A 13,496-nucleotide genomic window follows, 5' to 3' on the forward strand; every position below is an offset into this window, starting at 1 on the left:
GCTATCTTGTTAATAAAATTATTAATGATAATGATGACACAACAAGTCCAGCTAATCCTAACAAAGCCTGCACATCTGGACCTATTTTAGAAGAATTAATCCTAGTTTTATTAGGCTCCACTATAACTACATCATTTTGAGTTAGATAATAAAAGTCTGAGTTTATAAAATCAGAATTAGTAATGTCTACTCTGTTGTAAGACTTAGTACCATTATTTTCTCGTATAATTAATATGTTATCTCTTTTTCCGAAAATAGTTAAATCTCCAGCGTTGGCAAGAGCTTCAAAAACGGTTATTCGCTCACTTTTCATCGTGAAAGTTCCCGGCCTTGTAACTTCACCTAAAACTGCAATCTTATAATTTAAGATACGCATGTTAATAGTTGGGTTTTTAATATAAGGTCTTACCTTTTCTGTCAGTTCATTAACTGCTTGCTTTCTAGTTAAACCAGCTAACGTTATTTTACCCAAAACTGGAAATTCGATTTGACCATAACTATCTATAAGATAAGTTCTAATATTTGATTGAGTTTCCTCTACTTGATAGTTTCCTTGTATTTGTGGGATATTAAACATGTAAGTAATTTCAGGATCGTCGGCCGAGACAATGATACTTAATAAATCGTCATTTTTTAAAACTGGTTCGTAAGATAGAGCATTTGCTGTTGTTTTTGTGTTCTCAATATCCTGAAGATAAACAACATCTTTTCTTGAAGCACACGATAAAAAAAGAAAGAAAATCAAAAATAAACAGAGTTTCGAAGAAAAGGTGATGGGCATAATGTTTTTTTTTGCAAATATAGTATAATGTAGAAGTAAATTATGACTTAGGTATCTAATGTTTCAAAAACTGAATTCATACTTTTAAATTCAGGAATTATTTTTTTCATTACGGCTACGATATCATCGTTGGATGAAAATTTTGCTGTTTGTAATAATTCTTCAATATCTAATTCTAAAATTTCAAAATTTTCTGCTTGCTCCAATCCTATCATAATTTTCTCATTGTGTGTGGGCAAAGTCTTCGCAGTATCGTTTAACAACTCTTCATACAATTTTTCTCCCGGACGTAATCCAATAATCTTGATTTTTATTTCTTTATCAGGAATAAATCCTGCCAATCGGATCATTTTATTAGCTAAATCTATAATCTTAACGGGTTTCCCCATATCAAATATATAAATCTCACCACCATTTCCCATTGCGCCGGCTTCTAAAACCAACTGACACGCTTCCGGAATAGTCATAAAATACCTAATAATATCAGGATGAGTTATAGTTATAGGACCACCTTCCTGAATTTGCTGACTAAACAAAGGAACTACTGAACCATTGGATCCTAAAACATTTCCAAAACGAGTTGTAATAAATTTTGTAGAACTATTTGACTTTTTTTGTAGTTTGAAATTATACGATTGGACATACTTTTCAGCTATTCGCTTGCTTGCGCCCATTACACTACTTGGGTTAACAGCTTTATCGGTAGAAATTAAAACAAATTTTTCTACTCCATATCTACCAGACAAATCGACTAAATTTTTTGTTCCCAAAACATTGGTAAATATTGCTTGAGCAGGATTTTCTTCCATCAACGGTACATGTTTGTATGCAGCGGCATGATAAACATAGTTAGGCTCATAATTTTTGAATACACTTTCTAATATTTCATAATTGCGGATATCGGCAATAATCGTTTTAATTTCTATTGATTTTGACAAAGTGTCGATTTCGAGATTTAAACTGTGGAGTGGTGACTCGGCTTGATCTAAAATAATTAAGTGATTTGGTTCATATTGCAGAATTTGCCGAACGATTTCGCTACCTATTGAACCAGCGCCACCAGTAATTAAAACCGTTTTACCGTTTATTTGAGATGAAATTCTTTTATTGTCTAATACAATAGGTTTGCGTTCTAAAAGGTCTTCAATATCAAAGTTTTTTAATTGATTTGAAATTTGCTTTTGGTCTTCCCAATCAGTAATCAATGGCACAGTAAATACTTTGAAATTATATTCAAGACATTCTTCAACTAAAGCTATTGTTTCTTCTTTTGTCAAGCTTTTTTCAGCAATTATTAATGCTTCAGCACCAACACTTCGCATAATGACATGAACACTTTTCGTCTGGTTGATGATTGGTAAATCTAAAATACTTTTAGATGTTTTTACTTGCTGAAATTTATCTATAAAAGCAGTGAGTTTAAAACGTGCTGGTTTTTCCGTTTTTAAAGCATTGGCAACAGAAATAGCATTGGCATCAGAACCATAAATAACAGCTTTAATTAAATTATTTTTATTGATAGCCTGAAAATAAGTTTCAAAAATATTTTTAACTAAAATTCTGAATAAAAAAAGAAGCAAAAACGATATGACGTAGGTGATAAATAGCCCAGTTGATAAAAATAATTTGGTACTATAAAAATAGTATATACTGAAATTAACAACCATCAAAAAGAGATACGAAAATGATGTTGCTATTAACAACTTTACACCGTCAATAAATGTAGAATGGCGTATAATTCCTGCATAAGTCCTAAAAAAAACAAAAAAACCAGCATTTACAAAAGCTACAATAATTGAACTTATTGGTCGATCAAGCGGACTTTCAAATGATACAGATAAACTATCTATAATAAGATAATTAATCAATGTTGCCACCAAAACTATTGAAATATCAATAACAAAAATGATCCAACGAGGAAGATAGCCAATGTTTTGGAATCTATTATTAAATATTTTTTTTATGAAGGTTTGAAGTATTGATGTTATCATAATGAATAATCTAACAAACAAATTTAAGATAAAATTAACAATAAAAGCATCCTATTTAAAAAATTCATCAAAAGCATTTATAATTCTTTCTTTATCGAAATATGTTAAGTTGGATCCAGATGGTAAACATAAACCTGTTGCAAATAAATTTTCGCATACAAAACCTCCATAATAAGGGTATTTTTTAAAGATAGGTTGTAAATGCATAGGTTTCCATAAAGGGCGTGTTTCAATATTTTTGGTTTCTAGAAATAGTCTAAGTTCGTCTGGACTTTTGTTTATTTTTTTTACATCAAAAATAATACAAGACAACCAATGGTTTGAATAATAATTCTCATTTGGTTCTTTAAAAACGGCTATTCCATCCATTTTTTGAAAATAATCAGTGTAAAAAGAATGCATCGCTCTGCGTTTCAAAATATGGTCATTTAAAACTTGCATTTGACCTCTGCCTATTCCTGCCGAAATATTGCTCAATCTATAATTGTATCCTATTTCTGAGTGTTGATAATGTGGTGCTACATCTCGCGCTTGAGTAGCCAAAAAAACGGCTTTTTCTTTCACTTTTTCCTCAGAAGAAACTAATGCGCCGCCACTTGAAGTCGTAATTATTTTATTTCCATTAAATGATAAAGCGGCTAAGGTTCCAAAAGTACCACACATTTTGCCTTTGAAATGACTTCCTAAGGACTCAGCACTGTCTTCTAAAACAGGAATAGAAAACTTATTGGCAACTTCCAGTACAGCATCTACATCAAAAGGCATTCCATATAAATGCACTGCAATAATTGCTTTGGGTTTTTTTCCTTTAGCAATTCTATCTAAAATTGCCTCTTCTAAAGCTTTTGGACAAATGTTCCAAGTACTAGGTTCACTATCTACAAATATGGGAATGGCACCTTGATATACAATAGGATTGGCAGAGGCCGAGAAGGTAAAACTCTGACAAATAACCTCATCACCTGCTTTTACATCCAGCAATAGTAATCCTAAATGTAAAGCGGCAGTGCCTGAACTTAAGGCAGCTACAAAAACTTCATTTCCAAGGAAATTTTCTAAATCTTTTTCAAATCCTGAAACATTTGGTCCAAGTGGCGCAACCCAATTGGTATTGAATGCTTCTTGCACAAATTGTTGTTCCGTTCCACCCATGTGTGGCGAAGAAAGCCATATTTTTGAATTATTCATTTGTAAAATTAGTTATTTTAAATGCTGTATTGTTCGCCATATAATAGTAATATCCAACCAAAAAGATTGACGGTAAAAGTAATCTAAATTCATCTTTACTTTATCGGGGAAAATTATGGTATCATTATATTCTTTTGGATTTTCTTTTCGAGCTAGAAGTTCATCTTCCTCTTTATATTTTAGTGAGGCTTCACTAGTAATTCCGGGTTTTAGTTGAAGAATTTTTCTGTTTTCTCCTTCTAAAGTATCATAATAGCCAGCCACATCAGGTCTAGGTCCAACGATACTCATATTTCCTATTAAAACATTAAAAAACTGCGGAAGTTCATCTATTTTATGTTTTCGCATCCATGCGCCAAAAGGGGTAACTTTTTGGCTTTTGTCATGCATTGATTTTAACTTAAAAATAGTAAATGGATTTCCAAACTGACCTATTCGTTGCTGGAGATATAACCCATTGGATTTAGATTGTATACTAGCCAGAATGTAAAAAACCAATAAAAATCCGATTAAAAAAAGTAGGATAACAGATGAAAATAGTAAATCAAATAGTCTTTTACTCAAAATTATGAAGTACTTGATTTCGCTGGAATACCTGTTACAGTGCTCGTTACTTTTATATCTTTAGTCACCATGGCTTGTCCACCTATTTTGCTGCTATCAGCAATACTAATTCCTTGTAAAGTACAAGAGCCAATTCCCATTTCAACAGCTTCACCTAACTTAGTATTTCCACCTAGGTTTACGCCAGGCGAAAAAGACGAAAAGGAACCAATAGCACAATTGTGACCAATGGCACAATTCATATTCATTACCACAAAATCACCAATAAATGTTTCATAATTTATCGAAATTCCTGGATAAAGTATCGCGCCTTTACCAATTGTTACTTCATTTGAAATCCAAGCGTTTTTTGAAATTAAAGAAGGAAATTCAAAATCTAAATTCTTGTATTTATCATACAATGTTTTTTTGACTTTAGGGAAAGCAATACCAAATACTACAGCAATTCCACTGTTAGTAAATTCGATTAACTTATCAACCGATCCCAATACAGGAATTCCCGAAATAATGGCATTGTGTTTAGTAATATCATCGTCTAAAAAACCAATGATTTCATAGCTTTCTATAAAATTATAGTTATTATATGCAATGAATTTGCCGACACTTCCGGCACCAATGATGATTAGTTTTTTATTTGCCATTGTATAATTTAATTGGTTCCATCAAAAGGTTGCATGGGTCGAGCATCACTTTGATTGACACCTTCTGTTTTTACTACTTTTATAAAAGTTTTCCAAAGTATTTTTATATCAAATAGAAAAGATAAATTTTCAACATAAAAAACATCTAACTCAAACTTTTTTGTCCAACTTATTGAATTTCTTCCGTTTACTTGTGCCCAACCAGTTATTCCTGGTCGAACATTGTGACGTCGCAACTGATTTTCAGAATACAAAGGTATATATTTGAACAAAAGTGGTCTTGGTCCAACTAAACTCATGTCGCCATTCAAAACGTTTATCAATTGAGGTAATTCATCTATGGATAGTTTCCTTATGATTTTTCCAGCTTTTGTAATTCGTTGATTATCGGGCAAAAGCTTTCCTTGACTGTCTTTTTCATCAGTCATCGTTTTAAATTTAATGATACGAAACGCTTTTTGATGCAAACCAGGTCGTTCTTGAAAAAAAAATACCTTTCCTTTATTTTGATACATTAAAATGAGTGCTGCAAGTAAAAGTAAAGGAAACGCAAGAAGTAAAACAACCATAGCAATTAAAATATCAAATAATCTCTTAAAAATCAATTGATACATAACTAACTTAAATGAGGTTTTAACAGTTCTTTTAATCCTTTTTTTGCTGGCAATTGCCATAATAATTTACACCAATCGTGATTGCCTTCGATAAATCCGGGACCATTTTCTGTAATGACTATATCCCAACCAATAGAACGATTTTGTGGATATTGTAACGCAGCTTTTTTCACCATTTCTAGTGTTTCCTTCCAAAAAGGAATTTGAAACCCTACTATAGCAACTCCGGTAACAGGATGCACTTCTTCATCTGGTTTTGTTATATCGCTATATACACCTTTTCCAGTTACAATTCCGGTAGTTTCATCAATAACCGCAGCCATATTTCCTGCAGCCATATTATCTACCGAAGAATTAACCGATATTCTTAGTCGACAACCTAAAAGGTCAACTTTATTGTTTTTATCCAATTGGGTAAAGATACGAACCGTATTTACGGCAGATGATGATAGCTTACTTAATTCGGGATGTTGTGTTATAAATTCTTCCACTAAATCGAACGAATTTTTTTCCATGAACGCTACCATAGTTGTGGGCATAAACTTTTCAGTATTTTCTATTTGAACATCGATACCACATTTACCATCGGCAACTTTAAAAACAATTTTTCCAGATGAGTTATCGATTAATTTTTGGGCTAAATCGTTGTTTTTTTTGAGTGCTTCAATATCGGCAACAGTGTGTACAAAATAATTTCCGTATTTTTTATAAAACTTTGTTTTGTCGTCTAAAATGGTTCTTTCGCTTTTGGGGTTCATTTTTAGTTGATATTCAAACATATATCCTGTTCCTGCCCACGTGCTTCGATCCAAGTGTGACTGTTCAAAAAATCGAAATTGAAAAAATTCTAAAATAGAAATATTATATTTAAAAACAGATAAAATGGCTTCAAAAAGAATACTGATTTTGTTACGACTAGTTTTTTGGGTTGTATAGTCTAGAAACAAATCTAGTTTTTTCCAATCCATTTGTTTTAGATAATATGCTAGATATAGAAATCGTTTCATGAAGTTTTGGTTATGTAGGTTCCTAATTCATCGGCAGACATAAACTCAACATCTGGCCATTTTTTTACAATAGCTTCAAGAAGTTCTTGTAATGTTTTTAATCCTTTTTCTCTATTACTTTCTTCAATATGACCACAAAAATTGACACGATGGGAGCTAATTATGGCAGGTTTATCCCATCGAAAAGCCGTTTCTATTTGTTTCATGGTAAACGACACCCAATCAATTCCTCTGTCTTCAGTAGGTTCAAAAACCACATTTCGAACCATGATAGTAAGTTTTTCTTTGGTTGATTTTCCTGTATAATTAAATGACTTTTTAAATCGGTTTTCGCCTTGATGTTCTTTTCTAAGTAGTGCTAAATCTATATAGTCAATACCATTTTCTTTTAAAGTAGCAAACAATGACTGATGAATACTAAAACCAGGTGGTGTAAAATAATTGCTTTGGTATCCAAAAACTTTTTCAAACTGGGTCAAACCATCTATGAGTATTGGTTTTAAATTTTCATTTTCGGAAACTTCCCAAAAATCAAAAGCGGCAAAACTTGACATCGTGGGATACTTGTCATCTGAAATACTAGTATACGACTTGTTTTGTAAAGCAGTCAGCAACTGCTGGTCTTCATTTTTTAATTTATCTTGAAAAATAGCTAAATTGAGGTGTTCCCTTCCATGAAATTGCGGTTTTAAAAATCCTTTTTGAATACCTTCTTGCCATTTTTCCCATGCACCAAGATAAGCTTCTGGTTGTTCTTTGGCTAATTTTGAATAGGTTTCGGGTAATAACTCATATTCATATTTTTGAAAACCATTGTCAGCTACTTTTTCAAAATTGATGTTACAAGGCAAAGCAAAAGGAGTAAATACGGCATTCCTTCCGGTTGCGTCTTTTACAGAATCTAAAACTTGGTACAATTGTTCTAAATCTTGCTTAGTTTCTAAAGTATCTAAGGCATCAAAACGCGAATACACCTTCATTCCCGCTTTATCCATATTGGTTCTTGAGGATTTAGAATTTAATCGAACATTGCCATAATCATCAACAGAAAAAACAATTATTTTTCTTTTGGTTTTCCAACCAATGCTGTTTTTAAGATTTTGAAAAATAATTTGTAACAACTTTTTTATCATTTAGACTACTTGTGCTTCAATAAAATGTAACGCATTTTCATACACCGTTTTGCTGTCACCTTGTTCAGCGGTAAGTTGAAGCGCATTGACTTTCATTGCACTTAAAAGTGCTTTGTCTTCATAACATCTAAGGATATTTTTAGCCAATTGTTCAAAATCGCTGGGATTATTGTGAAAACCAACTTTATGGTCTACTATTATTGATTTCATTTCGCTTTCTAAGGAGTTCATTATGGGTAAACCACAAGCTAACAAATCAAACAACTTATAAGTAACTGATTGTGTGGCTCCTTTTATATGTTGTGTTAAACCAATATCTGAAACATAGTATTCCTCCATTAACTTTTCTTTTGAAAGTCGTCCAAGATATTTTAGATTGCTATGTGTGGATTGATAATCTTCTATAATTGTTTTTTGTGGTCCATCACCAGCAATTATAAATTGAATTTGAGGCTGTTTTTTTTCAAGTATTTCAGCTGCTTTCAAAATCGTAGGTAAATCATAAGAAAAACCAAGACTTCCCGCATAAATTACTGTTAGAATGTCGTTTTGTTTTGTTCTTTTTGTTTTGGCAACTTCTAGCTGCTTTTTTATCTCTTCAAATTGAACTGCTGGATAAAAATAAGCCGATTTCTTTTGTTCTGTAGTATATTTTTTTGCCCAATCGATATACTGTTTTGAAATGGCCATTACAGCAGAAGAATTTCTGAATGCAATAGCTGTTTTTCTTTGTAATGGGGTTACACCAAGATGAACAATACTTCTTTTTATTCCTGCCATGTGTTGAATAAAAACATCCGGCCAAGGATCGATGATATCAATAATTGCTGGAATTGATTTCTTTTTTGCCCATTGAACCACTTCAAAAGCTGTAGAAATTGGGGGAAATGCTATAACAATAACGTCTGGTAATTCAGGCTGATTGTTAAAAGCTTTTATCATTTTTTTTCCCAAGTTAAAATGGGAAAGCATTCTTGAAAAAGAAATATTGTTTGAATAAGACTTCGCTTCAACAAATTTGACTTTTATATTTTCACTAATGAGTACTTCGTTATTGGCGAGAATGCGCTGCTTTTTAACATTATGTCTAAAGGTAGAAGACCAGAATGTAACTTGGTGATTACGGTTACTAGCTTCTTTAGCAATACTATTGTAGCGCGTGTTTAGATTGTCGTCAAGTGGTGTGTTTTCAAATATAGAAACTAACCAAATATTCATGCCATTGTATTTCTAATTTTCTCTTTGTATCCAAGCGTCATAAATTTCTTCAAAAGTGGTTTGCAGTGATTTAGTGATATCCCAATCTGGGTAATGCTCTTTCATTTTTCTTAAATCGCTGTAGTAACAAATATGATCACCTATTCTATTGGTCTCATCATATTTGTACTTCATTGGTTTTCCACTAATTTTAGAAATAATATCGAAGGCTTCCAAAATTGAACAAGTGTTGTCCTTTCCACCGCCAAGATTGTAAACTTCAGCAACTCGTGGCGCTTTTATAAACTCTTCAATAAAGCGAGCAACATCATAAGAATGAATATTATCGCGTACTTGTTTTCCTTTGTAACCAAAAACAGTATATTCTTTTTCCTCTAAATTACATTTCACTAAATAACTTAAAAAACCATGTAATTCTACTCCACTATGACTTGGACCAGTAAGACAGCCACCACGCAATACACAACTTGGCATAGTAAAATAGCGTCCGTATTCTTGAACCGATATATCAGCTGAAACTTTTGAAGCACCAAATAAAGAGTGTTTGCATTGATCAATTCTAAATGATTCTGGAATACCATGCGCGTAAGTAGCATCTGCATAATCCCATCGTGTTTCTAGTTCTTGCATTGCTATTTCATTGGGTGCATCGCCATACACTTTGTTTGTTGACATGTGAACAAAAGGAATATCTGTTCGATAACGACGCGTTGCTTCTAATAAATTAAAAGTGCCAACAGCATTAGTATCAAAATCTTCAAAAGGAATGGCTGCTGCTCTGTCGTGGCTGGGTTGTGCTGCCGTATGAACTATAGCATCAGGTTGAACGTTTTGAATTAAATCTATAATTCCTTGACGGTCTCTAATATCTACTTCGTGATGTACAAAGTTTTTTATTTTTGATGCTAATCTACTTTGATTCCATCGCGTATCACCACTGGGTCCAAAAAATACCGCACGCTGATTGTTATCAACTCCGTGAATTTCCCAACCCAATTGGGCAAAATGTATGCACACTTCTGAGCCAATTAATCCTGATGAACCTGTTACTAGTAGTTTTTTCATATAGTTATTTAAGTGTGTTTTTTTATGTTAGTATTTTCAACAAAACATGAGCTGCATTGGTTACTCGCTCCTCGTAGCTTTCATAAATGGGTGATGGTATGGCTGAAAAATCTTTGCTTATTAATATTTCGCTTAGTTCTGTTGCATTGTGAGCAGAGAAATAAGTCCCTTTTTCTTTTAATTGTTCCACATTGACCGATAAATTAGCACAAATTACAGGTTTTTGCAACGAAATAGCATCTTCAATAACAGTACTCCATCCTTCAAAAAGACTCGGCTGTAAAATAGCATCAGCATGACGCATTACCGACAATTGCATATCTCTTGGAATAACCCCTAAAAAAGTGACTTGATTGTGAAGTTCGTTTTCATCCAAAATTTTCTTTAATTCATTGATGTACTGCGAGCCTGAGTCTTCTGGTAATTTCCCTGTTAGTACTAAGTGAATTATTTGACCTTGTTTTTTTAATTTTGCAATAGCTTTGAAAGCTACTTTATGATTTTTGTGTTTGTGGAATTGATTACTGATAACAAAATAATTATCGGGTAAATTGAATTCTTTACACACTTGTTCTTTTGTATAAGTAGGAAACTTATCCACTATGGAAACAAAATGATATACGTGAAACTTAACATGATTTGGTATGTCAAAAAACCGATAAAAATCACTTTTTACATCATAACTAGAAACTACCAAATCCTTAGTGTTTCTTAAAATAAATTGCACTCTTAAATAGCGTTCGAACCGTTTTATATAAGAAAAAAAAGAAGGATAATGTAAATGTTGTAAATCAGCAAACCAAGATATCAGTTTACAGTTTGTTTTCGATTGTACAGGATAATCGTGTAAGGGGAAAATGGTATTGAGTTTATATTCTGAAATTAAATTAGCTACAAAAAGATTTTTTTGCAATAAAAACGACTTGATGAAAGTGGAGTAAACGGAAGGATAAGGTCTTTCTATTTTATGCAAATAGGGATAATCCAATTCATCTACAAAGCGTTGTAAATTGGAATTGTAAAAAAGAAATAGTTCGGGTTTGTCCTCATCTTTTAGAAAATTTAGCACTTTGACGATATTCAAAATATAAATAACGCCACCCATCCATTTTGGACTAAAATGATAAAGTATACCTATTCGTTTCCTTTGCCTTTCCATTAATTCCAATTAGTGATTAAGTCTTTTATTCCTTCTGTAATGGTCCATTTAGGTTCCCAACCTGTTTTTTGTTTGAGTTTACTCACATTGGCTAACAAGTGCATCCGTTCGACTTTTCTAGTTCGGTTAGGATCGATATTTATAGTTATTTTTTCGTTAAGCAATGTTTCAAAAGTGTCTACAATTTCGGTTACGGCATATTCTATTCCTCTTCCAAGGTTAAAGGTATCATAACCTGTGTTTTTTAAATTAATTATAGCCGAAACGGCGTTTGCCATGTCATGCGTGTGAATAAAATCGCGCTTAGGTGTTAAATTTCCTAGAGCTATAGTACGATGTCCTTCACGCAATTGTCTTTCAATTTCTGGAATTAAATGCGGATTGGTTTCATTAGGTCCAAAAGCATTAAAAAATCGGCAACAAATCGTATCGATTTTTGTTTCGAGATAAAATTTCTCCATAAGTTGTTCGCCAGCTAATTTACTTAGTCCATATATATCTAAAGGTCTAAGCTCATCAGTTTCTGAAACAGCGTTATCAGAAATGGGATAAACCGCTGCAGTCGAGGCAAAAAACACTTTGGTTAAATTACTAACTTTTTTAGCAGAATCTAAAATATTCATTGTTCCTCTGATGTTGATATCAGACGCTTCAAAAGGGTGTTCGTTGCAATAAGGAATAAAATGAATGGCTGCCAAATGAATAATAACATCGGGATTTATAGTAGCAATGGTTTCATCAACTTTTTTAGCATCTCTAATATCACCTAGAATAAAGTGATCATCGTCAACTGAAATAAAAGTTCTATTTCCAAAACTCAAATTATCATATACAAATACTTCGTATCCCTCTTGTTGCAGTTTTGGCACCACAGCAGAACCAATAAATCCAGCACCTCCAGTAACTATTATTTTCATTTATTTTAAGTGTTTTTTTTTGAGAAACTAAAATTTTTCAATGGGTTGCAAATATAATTTAAATCAAAGACCTTACTTCAAAGTAGTAAGCAATTATTATTACTTATTTAAAACTTCTTTAAATACTTTTATTTGATAGTTGGGATTATAAAAGGTATCAATTTTTTGATAACAATGATTTCTAATTTCTTTTCTATCCTTTACATTGGTAAACCAATTTGTAATCACTTGACCTAAATTATTCTCTTTCAAACTGTAAAAAGTTCCTGTTTTTGACTCCTCAACAGCACCTACTTCGGGCATTTGATTGGTAAAATCATCATGAGTACAAACAGGTGTGCCAAAACTCATGGCATGAATTCCTGTTAGTCCAACATTTCCCGGAGAAACACACAAATCGGCGTTGGCAAGTAATTTTGCATTTTCAAGTTCGTCATAACAGCTTCCATAAAAATGAATAAACGAATTGTTATCATTAGCTTTTTCCATAAGTGCATTACGTTCAGGTCCATCGCCAATAATCATTAAGTTTAAATGTAAACCCTGATTGTTGAGTTGTTTTACCGTTTCTATTACCAAATCAATTCGTTTAATTTTTGTCAATCGTCCAATGAAAATTAGAATGGGTAATGAACTGTTTTTAAAAAACTTTTTTTTCTGGTAGTAATCACTGTCTACTGCTTCTGACCTCATCGCTACATGATTTTCATAATCGAGTGAATTATAGATAACGTGCAAACTGTTTGGATTTATAGTATAATTTTGAAGTAGTATTTTTTTTGACCAATCAGAATAGATAAAAGCACCATCAAGCGTAGAGAAAAAAACTTTATAGTATAATTTTTTTAAAAAAGTTTCTCTACCATTGGGTCCATGATTCCAGATAAGTACCTTTTTTTTGGTAAACAAACTAAGTAAAATAAAAATAGTATCACTAAGAAAGAAGGGTTGACCTGTTAACACATAAGTAGAATATTTTTTTGAAAACAATAAACCTATTTGTCCTTTCATCCACGCAATTCGATTGAAAAACCAAATTGTTTGTAACTCTTTAATTGAAAAATCAATAACGTCAAAATCAATTTTTTTGATATCAACTCTAATTTTGTTACCACAATAAATAGCACAACTTGCCTCTTTAGTCAATCGCTCAAAAATTGTTTTCCGATAATGTGGTGCATAATTGAGAATAAAACAGGTAGTAGAAGACATCATGTG

13 protein-coding genes are annotated in these 13,496 nt (G+C 32.3%); all 13 read right to left on the bottom strand.

The genetic code is table 11. From position 1 onward, the window contains the following. Position 1 precedes the first annotated feature (1 nt). On the bottom strand, positions 2-781 hold the full coding sequence (locus WFZ85_RS05160) for a polysaccharide biosynthesis/export family protein (protein ID WP_342695212.1): 780 nt from the start codon (positions 779-781) through the stop codon (positions 2-4). Positions 782-828: 47 nt separating this feature from the next. Then, positions 829-2,772 carry a polysaccharide biosynthesis protein gene (locus WFZ85_RS05165; RefSeq protein ID WP_342695213.1) on the bottom strand — a complete coding sequence of 648 codons (1,944 nt, stop codon included), beginning with the start codon at positions 2,770-2,772 and terminating at the stop codon, positions 829-831. Between the two features lie 51 nt (positions 2,773-2,823). Then, positions 2,824-3,960 carry a DegT/DnrJ/EryC1/StrS family aminotransferase gene (locus tag WFZ85_RS05170; protein ID WP_342695214.1) on the bottom strand — a complete coding sequence of 379 codons (1,137 nt, stop codon included), beginning with the start codon at positions 3,958-3,960 and terminating at the stop codon, positions 2,824-2,826. A gap of 12 nt (positions 3,961-3,972) precedes the next feature. Then, a complete protein-coding gene (locus tag WFZ85_RS05175) occupies positions 3,973-4,524 on the bottom strand; it encodes a sugar transferase (protein ID WP_342695215.1) in 552 nt (183 codons plus the stop codon). A 2-nt stretch (positions 4,525-4,526) separates the two neighbouring features. After that, positions 4,527-5,165 (bottom strand): NeuD/PglB/VioB family sugar acetyltransferase, encoded by a 639-nt coding sequence (locus WFZ85_RS05180; RefSeq protein ID WP_342695216.1) that lies wholly within the window; start codon positions 5,163-5,165, stop codon positions 4,527-4,529. An 8-nt stretch (positions 5,166-5,173) separates the two neighbouring features. Further along, entirely contained in the window at positions 5,174-5,779 is a 606-nt protein-coding gene (locus WFZ85_RS05185; protein ID WP_342695217.1) for a sugar transferase, read from the bottom strand. A 2-nt stretch (positions 5,780-5,781) separates the two neighbouring features. Beyond that, positions 5,782-6,747 (bottom strand): sugar-transfer associated ATP-grasp domain-containing protein, encoded by a 966-nt coding sequence (locus WFZ85_RS05190; RefSeq protein ID WP_342695218.1) that lies wholly within the window; start codon positions 6,745-6,747, stop codon positions 5,782-5,784. 35 nt (positions 6,748-6,782) lie between these two features. Next, positions 6,783-7,907 carry a hypothetical protein gene (locus tag WFZ85_RS05195; RefSeq protein ID WP_342695219.1) on the bottom strand — a complete coding sequence of 375 codons (1,125 nt, stop codon included), beginning with the start codon at positions 7,905-7,907 and terminating at the stop codon, positions 6,783-6,785. Between the two features lie 12 nt (positions 7,908-7,919). Further along, on the bottom strand, positions 7,920-9,137 hold the full coding sequence (locus WFZ85_RS05200; protein ID WP_342695220.1) for a glycosyltransferase family 4 protein: 1,218 nt from the start codon (positions 9,135-9,137) through the stop codon (positions 7,920-7,922). 12 nt (positions 9,138-9,149) lie between these two features. After that, positions 9,150-10,202: an NAD-dependent epimerase/dehydratase family protein gene (locus WFZ85_RS05205; RefSeq protein ID WP_342695221.1), complete on the bottom strand. Its 1,053-nt coding sequence runs from the start codon at positions 10,200-10,202 to the stop codon at positions 9,150-9,152. A 22-nt stretch (positions 10,203-10,224) separates the two neighbouring features. Beyond that, positions 10,225-11,361: a glycosyltransferase family 4 protein gene (locus WFZ85_RS05210; RefSeq protein ID WP_342695222.1), complete on the bottom strand. Its 1,137-nt coding sequence runs from the start codon at positions 11,359-11,361 to the stop codon at positions 10,225-10,227. Then, entirely contained in the window at positions 11,361-12,278 is a 918-nt protein-coding gene (locus WFZ85_RS05215) for an NAD-dependent epimerase/dehydratase family protein (RefSeq protein WP_342695223.1), read from the bottom strand. The genes WFZ85_RS05210 and WFZ85_RS05215 overlap by 1 nt, the downstream gene beginning before the upstream one ends. Positions 12,279-12,377: 99 nt before the next feature. After that, complete coding sequence (locus WFZ85_RS05220) at positions 12,378-13,493, bottom strand: glycosyltransferase family 4 protein (RefSeq protein ID WP_342695224.1); 1,116 nt, start codon at positions 13,491-13,493, stop codon at positions 12,378-12,380. Between the last annotated feature and the right edge of the window lie 3 nt (positions 13,494-13,496).

It is taken from the genome of Flavobacterium aureirubrum (assembly GCF_038739835.1).
GTDB lineage: Bacteria > Bacteroidota > Bacteroidia > Flavobacteriales > Flavobacteriaceae > Flavobacterium > Flavobacterium aureirubrum.